Below are 16252 nucleotides of genomic sequence, written 5' to 3'. Positions count from 1 at the left end.
TGGCCGCCTGCGGGACAATACTTGCCGCGACGGCCACTCCCCTCCCAACAGATACGGGAGTTTTGCGCCCGGCACGCTATTTGCTCCAGCAGTTACACCGTACATTTCCCCAGGTGACCGATCATGCTGGTTAACAACAACACCCAAGCCGTGTCGACGGTGCAACAGATCAAGCGGCCCGACATGGACCCCGCCAACGCCGCCGCCAGTGCGCTGTACAGCGGAGCCCTGCAAGCAGTGCAACAAAGCGTGACCGTGCCGGCCGTGCAGAAGGAATTGGACAAGGCGACCGACCGTATCGACGAAGCCTTCGCCAAGACCCGTGTGCAGTTACAGACCAGCGCATCAACCAGCGATGTGCCGGCGACCAGTTCCGCCTCGGGCGCACGCGCCGAGTTCACCGACTACATGAGCAAATCCCCGGCCGAGCGGATTCGTGAGCAGTTGCTCAAGGAGCAGGGCTTGACCGAGGCGGATGTGCAGAATATGTCGCAGGAAAAACAGGATGCTATTTCCAAGCAAGTGGCCGAGCGGCTCAAGCAGCAGCAAGAGCAGCAGGTAGCGGCGAAGACGGTCGACCCGCAGGCACAGGCGGTGAAAGAGACCCTGGCGGCGATCTGAGCCGCACCGCTGACTCAATGTGGAAGGTGGCTTGCCTGCAGCGATAGCCATGAGTCTCTACACAATTTTAAAAGCTGAAAATCCTCCTGTGGTGAGCGGCCCATCTGTCATAGATTTTTCGCTCACCGGAAGACGTATAGATACCTGTGTGTCTCGTAAGCAAGCCAGCTCCCACCTTGATCAGGTTACCAAAGCGGCGACAGGGGGTTGCGCTACGCAAGGCGGCTATTCAGCCAGCATTTGCAACAAGGCACGGGCACTGGAGGATGGCGAGCGTTGTGGTGTTGCCACCAGTGCAAATTCTCGCTGCACCGGCACCGTCAACGGCATCACGCGCAAGCCCAGGCGCTGGATAGGCAAGGTCATTTCCGGGACCAAGGTCACCCCCACACCTTCACGCACCAGGCTGAACGCGCTGCTCCATTCGCGCACTTGCACGCGGATATCGCGCAGCGCCAGACCGGCCTCGGCGCCAAGGCTGCGGGCATTGGCGGTGCAACCTCCGGTGGCGAGCACAAAGGGTTGTTGAAACAGTTCTTCCAACGACACGCTGGCACCCGCCGGGCGCTGTGCCAGTGGATGGTTCGTGGGCAACACAGCCAGCCAAAGGTCACGCCCTAGAAATGAGGCGTTGCGCTCAGGCGCGGGGTTGAGCACTACGCCCAGATCAATCAGGCCGGCATCAAGCAAGGTGTTCACTTCGTTGTCGGTCACCTCAAGAGAAGTGACTTCGATACCCGGATACAGCTGCGCGAAACGCTGCAACTGCGGCGTCAGAAACTTAGCCAGAACCTTGGGAAAACTGGCGATGCGAAGACTCCCACGCAGCATGGGCCGGGCTTGATTTACCGTGCTGCGGATCGTCTGCAAGGCGTTCAGCATCACCCGAGCCTGTTCGATCACACTCAGCCCCAGAGCGGTAGGCAAAGTGTTGCGCGGAGCTCGGGTAAACAGTTGCGCCCCCAAGGCCGCCTCCATGCCGGCCATGGCCTGGCTGGCGGCGGATTGGGTCATGCCCACGCGCTCGGCGGCGGCGGTGATACTGCCGTGGTCGGCCACGGCCACCAAAAGGCGCCAGTGCATCAGGTTCATCATGGCAGTCGCTGTCCTTATGGCTGGGCGCTGAAGAATTAATTTTACCCACGGTGGCATGCCCGCAAGACTGGCGCAAATCCTAAGGAGCTGCCCCTGATGAAACTGTATTTTTCCCCAAATGCCTGCTCTCTTGCCCCGCATATCGTGCTGCGGGAGTTGGCGCTGCCCTTTGACCTGATACGGGTCGACAACCAGGCAAAAACCACGGCCAATGGCGAAGATTTCCTGCAAATTAATCCCAAGGGTTATGTGGCGGCGCTGCAACTGGATAATGGCCAGGTACTGACCGAAGCCAGCGCCATCCTGCAATACCTGGCCGACCTGAAACCCGACGCTCATCTTGCTCCGGTCAATGGCAGTTGGGAGCGCGTGCGTTTGCAGGAATGGTTGAATTTTATTGCCAGCGAAGTGCATGGCGGGTTGGCGGTCTTTTTCAACAGCGCCATCCAAGGTGACATCAAGGCGATGTTCACGACCACGTTATTCAAGCGCTTTGCGATTCTGGTACAGACGCTGGAACAACAAGACTACTTGATGGGCTTACGGTTTTCGGTAGCGGATGCGTATTTGTTCGTGGTGCTGCGCTGGGCAGACATTCACGCGATCGATCTGCGCGACTGGCCGGCGCTGGCGGCGTTTCAACAGCGAGTGAATGAGCGGCCAACGGTGATTGCTGCGTTGGCCGCCGAAAATCCCTGAGTTCGACAGTGATCAGTGCCCGAACAACCCGCTCTCGGACTTCTTGGTTTTTTTGTCGGCGCGTTTTTCATCGGCGGTCTTTGCCGGTTTTTTCTTCGCGGCTTTCTTTGAATCCATACCTTTGGCCATGCTGCGTACTCCACTGTGAAGGGATGCAGCATTGGGTATACCACCTATTGCCCGGCAGAAGGCGCTTATAATCCCTGGTCCTTCATAACGCCTGCCTGAACACCATGCCCGAGTTACCCATCGATCTGCTGGCAGAGCCCCTGTGGCCGCTGCTGAACAAGTTTTATCGCAGCCACAATTCATCGATGAAGGCGCTCAAGGGCGGGCGTTTGTGGGTGGCGCGCGATGGCGAGATTGTCGCCGGGTTGTGCCTGACGCCGGTGGTGGGTGGGCAGTGGCTGACGGGGGTGTTTGTGGCGCCGGAGTATCGCGGCCGGGGGTTGGCGGCGCGGTTGATTGCTCACGCAGTGGCCTCCTGCGAAGGGACGGTGTGGCTGCTGTGCCATCCGGACCTGGAAGGGTTGTATCAGCGCATGGGGTTCTCCCAGGACACCGTGCTGCCGCAGTCGCTGAGCGAACGGCTGGTGCGCTACAAGCGCAACAAGCCGATGATTGCGATGGGTTTGGAACCGAATAACAAGCACACCCCCCTACGTGAGGGCCGTGTTCAAGTTACTCGTCAGCCGTCGGATCCATGTCCGGAAACATCACGTCGATAAACCCGAACTTGCTGAAATCGGTAATCCGCGACGGGTACAACCGACCGATCAGGTGGTCGCATTCGTGCTGCACCACCCGCGCATGGAAGCCATCGGCGAAACGTACGATGGGCTCGCCCTTTGGGTCAAAACCCTCGTAGCGAATCTGCTGGTAACGGTTCACCGCGCCGCGCAGGCCAGGCACCGAAAGGCAGCCTTCATAGCCCTCTTCCAACACCGGGCTGAGCGGTGTGATCAACGGGTTGATCAGGATGGTCTGCGGCACCGGTGGCGCATCCGGATAGCGCTCACTGGCTTCGAAACCAAAGATCACCAGTTGCAGGTCGACGCCGATCTGCGGCGCGGCCAGGCCGACACCGCCCACGTGCTCCATGGTCTGGAACATGTCGTCGATCAATTGCCACAGCTCAGGGCTGTCGAACATTTCCGGCGGAACCGGAGGGGCGATACGCAGCAGGCGTTCATCGCCCATTTTCAGGATTTCACGGATCATTGATCAGACTTCATCAGGGAGGGGCTTGGAGTGGTCACGGCCGAGGCCGGAGACATGCTGTTTTTCCTGCGCGGGCTCATCGAAATCCTTCGCGCCTGGCGCCTTGCCTTCGGCCGACATGTGTTCGATCACGGCATTCATCTCCGCCCCCAGCAACAGCACCGCGGCAGAAATGTAGAAGTACAGCAGCAGCACGATGATCGCACCGATACTGCCATACATGGCGTTGTAGTCGGCGAAGGTCTTGACGTAATAGCCAAAGCCCAGCGAGGCGACGATCCACACCACCACCGCGAGCACCGAGCCTGGAGTGATAAAGCGAAATTCCTGCTCGACATCCGGCATTACGTAGTACATCAGGGCCACGGCGAACATCAGCAGAATCACGATCAGCGGCCAGCGCACGATGGTCCAGAGGGTGACCACGAATTCCTGCATGCCGATCTGCCCGGCCAGCCATTCCATCACCTGCGGGCCGAGCACCATCAGCGCGGCGGCGGCCAGCAGCATGCCGGCGATGCCGACGGTGTAGAAAATCGACAGCGGGAAGCGCTTCCAGATCGGGCGGCCTTCCACCACGTCGTAGGCGGCGTTCATCGCGCTCATCATCAGGCGCACGCCGGCGGAAGCGGTCCACAGCGCGATCACGATACCCACCGACAGCAGGCCGCCCTTGGATTGCTGCAACTGGTCGATCACCGGGTTGACCTGCTCCAGGGCCTGGGGCGGCAACACCAGTTCCGACTGCAGGCGCAGCCAGCTGAAAAAGTCCGGCAAATGCAGGAAACCGATCAGGGCAATCAGGAACAGCAGGAAGGGAAACAGCGAAAACAGCATCTGGTAGGCCAGCGCCGAGGCGTAGGTGGACATCTCGTCGTCGACGAATTCCTTGACGGTGCGCGCCAGCACCTTGTGCAGCTTGAGACCATCGAGAACCGGAAAGATCATAGCGTCTCCTTTTCGCCGCAGAGAGGGTGAGATCGTGGGCGACTCAGGGGCCGTTTTCTACATCAAAGTAGCCCATTTGGCGACTTTGAAACAATTTCGAAAGTTTAGTTGCACAGCCAGATACAAAAACGGCCATCCGTGGATGGCCGTCGGGCGGCTGGGATGAGCCCGCCGAAGCGACTTATTCGGTGGCTTTTTTGACCGCGTCCTTGGTTTTGCCGATGGCTTGCTGAGCCTCGCCTTTTTTCTCCTGGATCACGCCTTCAGCACGCAACTTGTCGTTATCGGTGGCTTTGCCGACACCTTGCTTGATGTTACCGACGGCTTCGTTCGCCATGCCTTTTACCTTATCGGAGGTGCTGCCCATGGTATGACTCCTGATAACAATCAAATGGTTTTTGGTCACTACGTAGAAGTTGACCTGAGGCCGTTCGGCAGAGTTTCAATTATTTTCAGCAGGCATTTCATCGAAAGGAACAGGTTTGGCTTTATGTTTTGCAGCCAACCCACGAGAATGCCCGGCACATTCAGGCCATACCGCTGAATAACAGATCCCGTAGGAAGGTTATGAAACTCAATAAAGCACAGGCCATCGCCCGCAGAAACCAGGAACTGGGCGGTGCCGTACTCGGCGTCAACAACTGCCACTTCACCGACCTGGACCGCAAACGCAACATCTGGTGGTTCGACCTGCCGCTGGCGCGGATTGCCGTGGGCCAGTACGAGTGGATTCACCTGTTGATGCACAACGCCGAGTCCGACCAGTTGCTGCACCTGAAGGTGCCGACGGCGTTCCTGCGGGAGAAGCTCGAAGGCTTGGTGGTGCGTAATGCCGGCAAGCGCAAGCCGGAGATTACTCTGGAGCTGAGCGCGGACAAGGATTCGTTCTTGAAAGATGTGCGCCCGGCGGGTGCGGGTGTGAACTTCGCGCAGTTTGCCCTGTAAAAACACAGGACAAAAAAATGTGGGAGGGGTGGTGCAACGAATCGTCGCACCGCCCCTCCCACATTTGTATTGCGTTACTTTTTAAGACCGAGTTTCTTCAGTTCTTCATCGCGCAACTCACGCCGCAGGATCTTGCCCACGTTGGTCGTCGGCAGGGCATCGCGGAACTCCACGGCCTTGGGCACCTTGTAGCCGGTGACGTTGGCGCGCATATGCTCCATCACCTGGTCCTTGGTCAGGGTGGCCCCCGGCTTGACCACGATGAAAATCTTGATGTGCTCCCCGGATTTTTCGTCCGGCACGCCGATGGCCGCGCATTGCAGTACGCCCGGCAGGGTCGCCAGTACGTCTTCCAGCTCGTTGGGATACACGTTGAAGCCCGAGACCAGGATCATGTCCTTCTTGCGGTCGACAATGCGCATATAGCCGTCCGGCTGAATGATCGCGATATCCCCGGTTTTCAGCCACCCTTCGCTGTCGAGCATCTCGTCGGTGGCGTCCTGGCGCTGCCAGTAGCCCTTCATCACCTGCGGGCCCTTGACGCACAGCTCGCCGACTTCACCCAGGGCCAGCTCGACGCCGTCATCGGTGATGACCTTGCACAGGGTCGAAGGCACCGGAATGCCGATGGTGCCGAGCTGGATATGCTGGATCGGGTTCACCGTGGCCACCGGACTGGTTTCGGTCATGCCGTAACCTTCGCAGATGCCACAGCCGGTCACGGCTTTCCAGCGTTCGGCGGCCGCCAGTTGCAGGGCCATGCCGCCGGACAGGGTGACCTTTAGGGCGGAGAAGTCCAGCTTGCGGAAGGCTTCGTTGTTGCACAGCGCCACAAACAGGGTGTTGAGACCGACGAAACCGCTGAACTTCCATTTGGACAGCTCCTTGACCATCGCCGGCAGGTCGCGCGGGTTGCTGATCAGGATGTTGTGGTTGCCGATCAGCATCATCGCCATGCAATGAAAGGTGAACGCGTAGATGTGGTACAGCGGCAGCGGTGTGATCAGGATTTCGCAGCCTTCATTGAGGTTGGAGCCCATCAGCGCCTTGCATTGCAGCATGTTGGCGACAAGGTTGCGGTGGGTGAGCATCGCGCCCTTGGCCACGCCGGTGGTGCCGCCCGTGTATTGCAACACCGCCACATCGCCGCTGGCGGGGCCGGCATCGTTGACCGGTTGGCCATGGCCCTTGGCGAGCACGTCGTTGAACTTGATCGCCTGCGGCAAGTGATACGCCGGGACCATTTTCTTCACATACTTGATGACGCTGTTGATCAGCAGGCGCTTGAGCGGCGGCAGCAGGTCGGCGACTTCGGTGACGATCAGGTGCTTGACGGACGTCTTGGGTACGACCTTTTCCGCCAGGTGGGCCATATTGGCCAGGCAAACCAGCGCCTTGGCGCCGGAGTCGTTGAATTGATGTTCCATTTCCCGCGCGGTGTACAGCGGGTTGGTGTTGACCACGATCAGGCCGGCACGGATGGCACCGAACACGGCGACCGGGTATTGCAGAACGTTGGGCAGTTGCACGGCGATTCGATCGCCGGGCTTCAAGTCGGTGTGCTGTTGCAGGTACGCGGCGAAGGCGCCGGACAATTCGTACAACTCACCGTAGGTGATTGTCTTGCCCAGGTTGCTGAAAGCCGGTTTGTTGGCGAAGCGCTGGCAGGACTGCTTCAGTACCGCCTGAATATTTGGATACTCGTCTGGATTGATGTCTGCAGCAATCCCGGCGGGGTACTTATCCTTCCAAAAGTCTTCGTGCATGGAAGCCCACTCCTCAGCGACGCGAATTCATCATCGCATTTGATGCGATTATTATTGGTGTATGTTTTTTTAAGGTGAATCTGGCGCTTTCAAGCAGGCCGAGACGTCACAAAGCGCGCCGAGAGTAGCAGCTTTGCCAAGGGCCGACTAGAGCCAAACGAGGGCCCTACAGTCACTATCATGACTGTCCTACAATATTTGGTCACACTTCAAACAAAGCTAAAATCCCACAGCGAGGGGCTCTGGAATAAGGCTTACAGCACAACATAAAACAAATGTGGGAGGGGCCTTGCCCCGATGGCGGTGGGTCAGTCACTGGAAGCAGTGGCTGACACTCAGCAATCGGGAGCAAGCCCCCTCCCACACTTTGACCCTCTTTCAATTCAGGCGATGTCGCGCAGCTCTCTGCGCAAAATCTTGCCTACCGGCGTCATCGGCAACGAATCGCGCAGCACAATCTGCTTGGGCACCTTGTACCCCGTGAAGTTGGCCTTGCAGTAGCTCTTCAACTCCTCGAGGCTCACGCCTTCGGCACGCGCCACCACAAACAGCTTCACCGCCTCCCCGGTACGCTCGTCCGGCACGCCGATCACGGCGCAGTTGGCCACGCCCGGATGAGCCATCACCACGTCTTCGATTTCATTGGGGTACACGTTGAAACCCGAGACGATGATCAGGTCTTTCTTGCGATCGACAATGCGCACAAAGCCATCGTCGTCGATCACCGCAATGTCGCCGGTCTTGAGCCAACCTTCGGCGTCCAGGGCCTCGGCGGTGGCGGCCGGTTGCTGCCAGTAACCTTTCATGACCTGCGGGCCCTTGATACACAGTTCGCCGCGCTCGCCCAAGGGCAGCTCCACGCCAGCGTCATCAATCACCTTCATCGCCGTCGCCGGCACCGGAATGCCCACGGTGCCCAAGCGCGATTTGTTGCCATAAGGGTTAGTGCTGGCGACCGGTGAGGTTTCCGTCAGCCCATAGCCCTCGCCAATCGCACAGCCGGTCAGTTGCTCCCAACGCTCGGCCGTGGCCTTGATCAGCGCGGTGCCGCCGGAGTTGGTAAGTTTGAGGTGGGAGAAATCCAGGCTCTTGAAGTCAGGGTGGTCCATCAACGCCACAAACAGCGTGTTGAGCCCCAACAGCCCGGTAAAGCGCCACTTTTTCAGCTCCTTGATAAACCCGCCGATGTCGCGTGGGTTGGTGATGAGCACGTTGTGGTTTCCGGACACCATCATGCACATGCAATTGGCCGTGAACGCATAGATGTGGTACAGCGGCAGCGGCGCGATCATCACCTCCTGCCCTTCCTTGATCAGCGGGTGGCCGTCCTCGCCGGTCTGCGACATGCAGGCGCGCACCTGCTGCATGTTCGCCACCAGGTTGCCATGGGTGAGCATCGCGCCCTTGGCCAGGCCGGTGGTGCCGCCGGTGTATTGCAGCACCGCGATGTCATCCAGGCTCACGGGATGGCGCGTTATACCCAGGCCCGTTCCCATGCGCAGCGCACGCTTGAACGACACCGCGCGTGGCAGGTGATAGGCCGGGACCATCTTCTTCACCTTGTCGACCACGGTGTTGACCAGCCAGCCTTTGGCGGCTGGCAGAAAGTCGCCCATCTTGGCTTCGATCAGGTAGTCGATCTCGGTGTCGGCGCACACCTCCTGCACACGTGAACCGAACAGGTTCAGGTAGACCAGCGCCCGCACGCCGGCATCCTTGAATTGGTGGCGCATCTCGCGCGGTGTGTACAGCGGGTTGGTGTTGACCGCGATCAGTCCGGCGCGCAGGGCGCCGAATACGGCGATCGGGTAATGCAGCACGTTGGGCATCTGCACCGCGATGCGCTCGCCGGGCTTGAGGTCAGTGTGCTGCTGCAGGTAACCGGCGAACGCCGCACTCTGGCGCTCAAGCTCGGCGTACGTGAGGGTGACACCCATGTTGCTGAAGGCCGGACGGTCGGCGAAGGTCTTGCAGGAGCGCTCGAACACTTCGATCACCGACTTGTAGGCCGAGAGGTCGATGGCATTGGGAACGCCCGCCGCGCGTTTGTCATTCCAGAAATCAGGTTGCATTATTCTTGTCCTCGGTTCCTGAATGTGTCTGGCCGCTTATAACTTATAAAAAGCGGAGCTTTGGGGACGTTAGCAGCTATGGCCAAACAGGCAAATACAGCCGGGCCTGTCATTGATTGTATGAATCTAGCTGCTGATGCGTAGGCAGATACCCCGCGTTTCGGCGGATGCGCTATACACTGCTACGAGACCGAGCAGACCTTGAAACAAGGAACCGCCATGAACCACAGCACCCACTGGCTGACCGCGAATGACCACAGCCGCCTGTACGTCAACCACTGGATGCCGGAGGGTCCGGCCAGGGCCGTGCTGATGCTGTCCCACGGCATGGCCGAGCACAGCGGCCGTTATGCGCGGCTGGCCGATGCCCTGTGTGCCGCCGGCTACGCTGTCTATGCGCTGGACCAGCGCGGCCACGGCCGCACCGCCGACGAAGGCACGCTGGGGTTATACGCCGAAAAGGATGGTTGGAACAAAGTGGTGGGCGACCTGGCCAGCCTCAATCAGCACGTTGGCCAGCAGCACCCAGGGCTGCCGATCATTTTGCTGGGGCACAGCATGGGCAGCTACATCGCCCAGGCCTACCTGCTGCACCACAGCGCCAGCCTGCATGGGGCGATTCTCAGTGGTTCGAATTTCCAGCCGGTGGCGCTGTACCGCGCCGCACGCGTGATCGCCCGCGCCGAACGTTTGCGCCAGGGGCTACGCGGCCGCAGCGCGCTGATCGATTACCTGTCGTTCGGCTCATTCAACAAAGCGTTCAAGCCCAACCGTACGGCGTTCGACTGGCTCAGCCGCGACCCGGCGGAAGTGGACAAATACATCAATGACCCGCTGTGCGGTTTCCGCTGCACCAACCAGCTGTGGGTCGACTTGCTCGGCGGCTTGCAGCAGATCAGCAAAGCGTCCAACCTCGCGCAGATCGATCCGGGCCTGCCGATTCTGGTCATGGGCGGCGAATGTGATCCGGTGAGCGAGGGCAAACGTCTCACCAGTCTGGCCAACGCGTTGCGTGAGGCCGGGTGTCAGCACCTGCAACTGAATATCTACCCGCAGGCGCGTCACGAAGTGTTCAACGAAACCAACCGCGATGAAGTCACCGCGGATGTGCTGACGTGGCTCGATCAGGCCCTGACCTTGCGCAGGCCGGCCCGCTGCGAATAAATTTACCTTTAATATCAGCCAGTTAAATTACCGATTAGCCACAGGATGCACCTTTAGATGACCCAGGTAACCAACACCCCGTACGAAGCCCTCGAAGTCGGCCAGACCGCCAGCTACAGCAAGACCGTCGAAGAGCGCGATATCCAGCTGTTCGCCGCCATGTCCGGCGACCACAACCCGGTGCACCTGGATGCTGAATACGCCAAGGCGACCATGTTCAAGGAGCGTATCGCCCATGGCATGTTCAGCGGCGCCCTGATCAGCGCAGCCGTAGCCTGTGAGCTGCCTGGGCCGGGCACTATCTATATCGGCCAGCAGATGAGCTTCCAGAAACCGGTCAAGATCGGCGACACCCTGACCGTGCGCCTGGAAATCCTCGAGAAGCTGCCGAAGTTTCGTGTACGCATCGCCACGCGGGTGTTCAACCAGCGCGATGAGCTGGTGGTGGATGGCGAAGCCGAGATCCTCGCGCCGCGCAAACAGCAGGTCGTGACCCTGACCGAGCTGCCGCCAATCAGCATCGGCTGATTCAAGGTCGACACAAAAAAATGTGGGAGGCGGCAAGCCCCTCCCACATTTTTTACAGCAGATTTTTTACAGCATTTAGCGCATAGACTTACGACTGAGCGCGAGCCTGGTTACGCAGGGCTTTTACCTGGTCGTGGTTACGCTGTACGCCGTGGTACTGACGCTCAACCAGGTCACGAATGCCCAGCAGGTTGTGCTTGTTGATCTTCTCGATCGCTTCACGGTAGGCCTTGAGTGCATGATCTTCACCACGCTCGGCTTCGTTGAGCACAGCCTCTTCATCCTTACCGGTGACCATCGACTTCACGTCGACCCAGCCACGGTGCAATGCACCGGCTACGCTGCCGGAATCTTCCGGATCACCACCCAGCGCACGCACGGCGGTTTTCAGCTCGGCGGCGGCCGTCGCGCAGTCAGCGGAACGCTTGGCAAACAGGGCCTTGAGCTCTGGGTGCTTGATGTCTTCGGCACACTCCTTGAAACCTTTTTGACCGTCGATGCTGGTTTCGATCAGGTCATTGAGCACGGAGATCGATTCTTTGTTGATGTCAGTCATTTTTCAATTCCTTTGGCAGGTTGAAGAGGTCACTTAAAGAAGCTTTGTTTCAGCTTGCCTTAGTAATTGCAGCGCTCGTGCCAGGTTTTTAAAAACAATTTAAACATTTAAAATCAACAAGTTACGAATTATTGAACCATCTGTATGCTCGTTATTTGCATGATCTGTCATTTGGCCTTCATGCAGAATGCCTGTATTTTCCAAGGTCTCGACTGACGCAGCGGATGCCCTATGAACCCCGAAAAACTCGAACTGCTGATCACTCGTCAAATGCCCTTCGGCAAGTACAAGGGCCGGATCATCGCCGACTTGCCGGGCCCCTACTTGAACTGGTTTGCTCGTGAAGGTTTCCCCCACGGTGAACTGGGCGGTTTACTGGCATTGATGCAGGAAATCGACCACAACGGCCTGTCCGAATTACTCGAACCGCTGCGCGCGAAACACGGCAAACCCGCCCCACGCCATTGACCAAGAGCCCCACCATGCCAAGGAACGCAGATAACGAACATCACTGGCAGGCCATCGCTCGGCGCTATGACTTGGAACCAGGCCCGATCAACCTGGAAAACGGCTACTTCGGCCGCATGAGCCGTGCGGTGCAGGCGCAATACCTGGAACACGTGGCGTTTATCAACCGCAGTAACGCGGTGCATGTGCGCCAGCGCTTTGAGCGAGGCGAAAACGACGAGATCCGCCGCCAACTGGCCGCCTTGATCGACGTCGAGCCGCAGGCGCTCGCTTTCACCCGCAACGCCACCGAAGCCTTGCAATCGCTGATCCGCAACTACAACCGCCTGCAACCGGGTGATCAGGTGCTGATCAGCGACCTGGAATACGACACGGTCAAGGGCGCCATGCGCTGGCTGGCCGGTGTTCGCGGCGTGGACATAATCGAGATTTCCCACACGCATCCGGCCAGTTTCGACAGCCTGGTACAGACCTATCGCGATACGTTCATACAACATCCACGCTTAAAGCTCATGGCGCTGACCCATGTCACCCACCGCACCGGCCTGGTAATGCCCGTTGCGGCGATTGCCGAGGCCGCGCGGGAGCATGGCATCGACGTGATCCTCGACGGCGCCCATGCCCTGGGCCAACTCGAGTTCAACCTGGCGGAGCTGGGTATCCAGTTCGCGGGCTTCAACCTGCACAAATGGATTGGCGCGCCGCTGACGCTGGGCTTTCTTTATATCGCCCCCGAACGCCTGAAGGACATCGACCCGGACATGGGCGAGTTCCACTACCCCGCCACCGATGTACGCGCACGTACGTCCTACAGCACGCCGAACTTTCCGGCGCTGATGACCCTGCCGCTGGTGTTTGAAGAACACCGGGCATTGGGTGGCGCGGCGGCCAAAGGCGCGCGGGTCAATTACCTGCGGGATTTGTGGGTGAGGCAGGTGCGGCCACTGGAAGGGATTGAAGTGCTGACGTCGGATGATCCGCGGTTGTACTGCGCGCTTACCGCGTTCAAGTTCACTGGGCGCGATCAGCAAGTCATGGTGGATCGGTTGCTCAAGGAATACGACCTGTTTGCCACGACGCGCACGGGGGCGGCGTTTGGTACCTGCATTCGGGTGACGCCGGGGTTGGTGACGTCTGCGGCGGACATGAATCTGCTGGTCGCCGCCATTACCCAGTTGAACACACACTGAAAATGGGGCGCTCTCGATTTTTCTACAGGCAAAAAAAAGCGGTACACCGACCAAGTGCACCGCAAAAATGCCGTTAAGCACAGCAACAACGATTCGGTAGATCAGATCAATCCAGCAGCGCCAACGCCTGTGCGGTGACTTCCTGAATGCGGGCCCAGTCGCCGTTCTTGATCCACTCCGGATCAAGCATCCAGCTACCGCCCACGCACATGACATTTTTCAACGCCATGTAGCTTTTGATGTTGGCCGGACCGACGCCGCCGGTCGGGCAGAACTTCACTTCGCCGAACGGGCCGCCCAGCGCCTTGAGGGCCGCCACGCCGCCGCTGACTTCGGCCGGGAACAGCTTGAAGCGGCGGTAACCCAGGGCATAGCCCTCCATGATGCCGGAGGCATTGCTGATGCCAGGCAGCAATGGGATAGGACTGTGCACCGAGGCTTCCAGCAGATCGCGGGTGATGCCTGGGGTGACGATAAATTGCGAGCCCGCCACTTCAGCCGCATCGAGCATGTGACGGTCGAGTACGGTGCCCGCACCGGTGCAGAGTTCTGGGCGCTGCTCACGCAATACCTGGATGGCCTTGAGGCCGAACTCGGAACGCAGGGTCACTTCCAATGCGGTCAAGCCACCGGCTGCCAAGGCATCGGCCAGCGGCAGAATGTCCTGTTCACGGGCGATGGTGATCACCGGCAGGATCCGCGCCTTGGCGCAGAGGCTGTCGATCAGGGCAACTTTGTCCGCCATGGACACGGTGGGTTGAGGGCTTTTCATAGCGGCTGATCCTTGGCTCATGGGCACCAGTAAATCTCTAATGTAGGTTGCAAAAACGCGCGAATCGGCATGGCAGCAACGTCGTCACTGGCCAGGGCGGCGCTCAAGGTCGTCAACTTCGAACTGCCGGAAATCGACAGCACGGTGTAATTGGCCGTGGCCAGCAAGGCGCGACTCATGGTCAGGCGCTGGTGCGGCACGGTCGGCGCGAGCATCGGCCAGCAACGGCGGGTACCGTCGGCCTTCAGTGCTTCGGCGAGATTGGGACTGTTGGGAAACAGCGAGGCGGTGTGACCGTCATCGCCCATGCCCAGCACCAGCACATCAATGGCCGGCAGTTCGGCCAGCAGGCGATCGGCCTGCTCGGCGGCGTCTTCAAGGGTTGGCGTCGCGCTGTACAGGCTCAGAAATCGGGCCTTGGCAGCAGGGCCCTGCAACAGGTGCTGCTTCAACAAGCCGGCATTGCTGTCGGCGTGCTCCACCGGCACCCAGCGTTCATCGGCCAGGGTAACGATGACCTTGGACCAGTCCAGGCCTTGCTTGGCCAGGTGCTGGAAAAACGCCACGGGGCTGCGGCCACCGGACACCACCAGGGTCGCCTCGCCACGGGCACTGATGGCACCGCGCAGCTGCTCGGCCACGTCATTGGCCAGGCCCTCTGCCAGCAGCACCGGCGAACGGTACTCATGGGCAGTCACGCCCTGAGGCAGTTTCAATTCAGATATCGCCATACCACGACCTCCCATCCCGCGTGATCAGTGCAATGGAGCTCATCGGCCCCCAGGACCCCGCCGCATACGGCTTGGGCGCATCACCGGATTTCTTCCACCCGGCGATCAACTGGTCACACCACTTCCACGCGGCTTCGATTTCATCTTTGCGAACAAACAGGTTCTGATTGCCGCGCATCACTTCCAACAACAAACGCTCGTAGGCATCGGGGATGCGTGCGCTGCGATAGGTGTCGGAAAAATTCAGTTGCAGCGGGCCGCTGCGCAGTTGCATGCCCTTGTCCAGGCCCTGCTCCTTGGTCATCACACGCAGGGAAATCCCTTCGTCCGGCTGCAGGCGGATGATCAGTTTGTTGCTGATCTGCAAGCGCTGCTCGGGGGCGAAAATGTAGTGGGACGGTTCCTTGAAATGGATGACGATCTGCGACAGCTTTTGCGGCATGCGCTTGCCGGTGCGCAGGTAAAACGGCACCCCGGCCCAACGCCAGTTACGGATATCGGCACGCAGCGCGACGAAGGTTTCGGTATCGCTCTGGGTATTGGAATTCTCTTCTTCCAGGTAACCCGGCACCGGTTTGCCGGCGCTGTAGCCGGCGATGTACTGGCCGCGTACAACCTGGGTGGTCAGGCCGTCCGGGCTGATGGGCGCCAGGGCCTTGAGCACCTTAACCTTCTCGTCCCGGATGCTGTCGGCGGACAAGTCGGCCGGCGGGTCCATGGCGATCAGGCAAAGCAGCTGCAGCAGGTGGTTCTGGATCATGTCCCGCAGCTGACCGGCCTTGTCGAAGTAGCCCCAACGGCCTTCGATACCGACCTGCTCGGCCACGGTGATTTCCACGTGGGAAATGTAGTTCTGGTTCCACTGGGTTTCGAACAGGCTGTTGGCGAAACGCAGCGCGATCAGGTTCTGGACGGTCTCTTTGCCCAGGTAGTGGTCGATGCGGTAGGTGCGGTTCTCCGGGAAGAACTGCGCCACGGCGTCGTTGACCTTGCGCGAGGACTCCAGGTCCGAACCGATGGGTTTTTCCAGCACCACACGGGTGTTTTCCGCCAGGCCGACCTTGGACAGGTTCTCGCAGATCGCGCCGTACACCGCCGCCGGGGTGGCAAAGTAGGCGATCAGGCGTTGCTCGGTGCCGGCTTTTTCAGCCAGGGCCACGTAGTCATCGGCCTTCATGAAGTCGACATGCACATAGGTCAGTCGCGCGAGGAAACGCTGGACGATGGTCTCTTCCAGTTCCTTGCCGACGTATTTGCGCAGTTCTTTTTCGATATGGGCCAGGTGCTGCTGTTCGGAGCCGGCTTCACGGGCCAGGGCCAGGATGCGCGTATCCTCGTGCAGCAGCCCGGCGCCATCGAGTTGATAGAGGGCAGGAAATAACTTGCGCAGCGCCAGATCACCCAAGGCGCCAAACAGGGCAAAGGTGCAGGGTTCTACGGTTATCAAAGGCATGATGTTTGTTCTTTTATCAAGTT

General features: G+C 59.5%; 18 protein-coding genes. 8 read left to right on the top strand and 10 right to left on the bottom strand.

Features of this window, described 5'->3' with window-relative positions; translation table 11 throughout:
• Window positions 1–123: 123 nt before the first annotated feature.
• Window positions 124–621: a hypothetical protein gene (locus tag V6M90_RS11555; protein ID WP_078825832.1), complete on the top strand. Its 498-nt coding sequence runs from the start codon at window positions 124–126 to the stop codon at window positions 619–621.
• A gap of 225 nt (window positions 622–846) precedes the next feature.
• Here V6M90_RS11555 and V6M90_RS11550 read toward each other — a convergent pair whose 3' ends face one another.
• Entirely contained in the window at window positions 847–1716 is an 870-nt protein-coding gene (locus tag V6M90_RS11550; RefSeq protein ID WP_332846493.1) for a LysR family transcriptional regulator, read from the bottom strand.
• Between the two features lie 96 nt (window positions 1717–1812).
• Between V6M90_RS11550 and gstA the strand changes: the two genes are divergently transcribed.
• Both gstA and V6M90_RS11540 read left to right on the top strand, forming a co-directional pair.
• Entirely contained in the window at window positions 1813–2415 is a 603-nt protein-coding gene (gene gstA / locus V6M90_RS11545) for a glutathione transferase GstA (protein WP_332846492.1), read from the top strand.
• A gap of 233 nt (window positions 2416–2648) precedes the next feature.
• Window positions 2649–3143, top strand: a complete 495-nt coding sequence (locus V6M90_RS11540) for a GNAT family N-acetyltransferase (protein WP_332846491.1) — start codon at window positions 2649–2651, stop codon at window positions 3141–3143.
• Here V6M90_RS11540 and def read toward each other — a convergent pair.
• The 3 genes from def to V6M90_RS11525 form a co-directional block, all read right to left on the bottom strand.
• Window positions 3097–3636, bottom strand: coding sequence for a peptide deformylase (def, locus tag V6M90_RS11535; protein ID WP_003175712.1), 540 nt, complete (start codon window positions 3634–3636; stop codon window positions 3097–3099). The genes V6M90_RS11540 and def overlap by 47 nt on opposite strands.
• A gap of 3 nt (window positions 3637–3639) precedes the next feature.
• On the bottom strand, window positions 3640–4584 hold the full coding sequence (locus V6M90_RS11530) for a YihY/virulence factor BrkB family protein (protein WP_003175713.1): 945 nt from the start codon (window positions 4582–4584) through the stop codon (window positions 3640–3642).
• A gap of 181 nt (window positions 4585–4765) precedes the next feature.
• A complete protein-coding gene (locus tag V6M90_RS11525) occupies window positions 4766–4951 on the bottom strand; it encodes a CsbD family protein (RefSeq protein WP_003175714.1) in 186 nt (61 codons plus the stop codon).
• Window positions 4952–5151: 200 nt separating this feature from the next.
• Between V6M90_RS11525 and V6M90_RS11520 the strand changes: the two genes are divergently transcribed.
• Window positions 5152–5529: a hypothetical protein gene (locus V6M90_RS11520; RefSeq protein ID WP_003175715.1), complete on the top strand. Its 378-nt coding sequence runs from the start codon at window positions 5152–5154 to the stop codon at window positions 5527–5529.
• 74 nt (window positions 5530–5603) lie between these two features.
• On the opposite strand, the gene fadD1 is transcribed toward V6M90_RS11520, so the two are convergent.
• Both fadD1 and fadD2 read right to left on the bottom strand, forming a co-directional pair.
• The gene (gene fadD1 / locus V6M90_RS11515) at window positions 5604–7295 is read right to left on the bottom strand and encodes a long-chain-fatty-acid--CoA ligase FadD1 (RefSeq protein ID WP_332846490.1); all 1692 of its coding nucleotides are present in this window, start codon (window positions 7293–7295) and stop codon (window positions 5604–5606) included.
• 383 nt (window positions 7296–7678) lie between these two features.
• Complete coding sequence (gene fadD2 / locus V6M90_RS11510; RefSeq protein WP_332846489.1) at window positions 7679–9367, bottom strand: long-chain-fatty-acid--CoA ligase FadD2; 1689 nt, start codon at window positions 9365–9367, stop codon at window positions 7679–7681.
• A gap of 219 nt (window positions 9368–9586) precedes the next feature.
• Here fadD2 and V6M90_RS11505 point away from each other — a divergent pair, with 219 nt between their 5' ends.
• Window positions 9587–10531 (top strand): alpha/beta hydrolase, encoded by a 945-nt coding sequence (locus tag V6M90_RS11505; protein ID WP_003175718.1) that lies wholly within the window; start codon window positions 9587–9589, stop codon window positions 10529–10531.
• A 57-nt stretch (window positions 10532–10588) separates the two neighbouring features.
• On the top strand, window positions 10589–11059 hold the full coding sequence (locus tag V6M90_RS11500; protein ID WP_003175719.1) for a MaoC family dehydratase: 471 nt from the start codon (window positions 10589–10591) through the stop codon (window positions 11057–11059).
• 88 nt (window positions 11060–11147) lie between these two features.
• Here the strand turns inward: V6M90_RS11500 and V6M90_RS11495 are convergent, their stop codons facing one another.
• Window positions 11148–11615 (bottom strand): ferritin-like domain-containing protein, encoded by a 468-nt coding sequence (locus V6M90_RS11495; protein ID WP_003175720.1) that lies wholly within the window; start codon window positions 11613–11615, stop codon window positions 11148–11150.
• 231 nt (window positions 11616–11846) lie between these two features.
• Here V6M90_RS11495 and V6M90_RS11490 point away from each other — a divergent pair, with 231 nt between their 5' ends.
• Together V6M90_RS11490 and V6M90_RS11485 are read left to right on the top strand one after the other, a co-directional pair.
• A complete protein-coding gene (locus V6M90_RS11490) occupies window positions 11847–12083 on the top strand; it encodes a DUF3820 family protein (protein WP_008056784.1) in 237 nt (78 codons plus the stop codon).
• 14 nt (window positions 12084–12097) lie between these two features.
• Window positions 12098–13273 carry an aminotransferase class V-fold PLP-dependent enzyme gene (locus V6M90_RS11485; protein WP_003175722.1) on the top strand — a complete coding sequence of 392 codons (1176 nt, stop codon included), beginning with the start codon at window positions 12098–12100 and terminating at the stop codon, window positions 13271–13273.
• A gap of 106 nt (window positions 13274–13379) precedes the next feature.
• On the opposite strand, the gene V6M90_RS11480 is transcribed toward V6M90_RS11485, so the two are convergent.
• From V6M90_RS11480 to zwf, 3 genes are read right to left on the bottom strand one after another with little or no spacing between them, the layout of a single operon-like run.
• Window positions 13380–14045: a bifunctional 4-hydroxy-2-oxoglutarate aldolase/2-dehydro-3-deoxy-phosphogluconate aldolase gene (locus V6M90_RS11480; protein WP_042945189.1), complete on the bottom strand. Its 666-nt coding sequence runs from the start codon at window positions 14043–14045 to the stop codon at window positions 13380–13382.
• Window positions 14046–14062: 17 nt separating this feature from the next.
• A complete protein-coding gene (pgl, locus tag V6M90_RS11475) occupies window positions 14063–14776 on the bottom strand; it encodes a 6-phosphogluconolactonase (RefSeq protein WP_003175724.1) in 714 nt (237 codons plus the stop codon).
• Entirely contained in the window at window positions 14763–16229 is a 1467-nt protein-coding gene (gene zwf, locus V6M90_RS11470) for a glucose-6-phosphate dehydrogenase (RefSeq protein WP_003175726.1), read from the bottom strand. The genes pgl and zwf overlap by 14 nt, the downstream gene beginning before the upstream one ends.
• Between the last annotated feature and the right edge of the window lie 23 nt (window positions 16230–16252).

It is taken from the genome of Pseudomonas lactucae (assembly GCF_036688725.1).
Lineage (GTDB): Bacteria > Pseudomonadota > Gammaproteobacteria > Pseudomonadales > Pseudomonadaceae > Aquipseudomonas > Aquipseudomonas lactucae.
The sequence above is the reverse complement of the archived record's forward strand: the minus strand, read 5'-3'. Positions and strand labels throughout refer to the sequence as shown.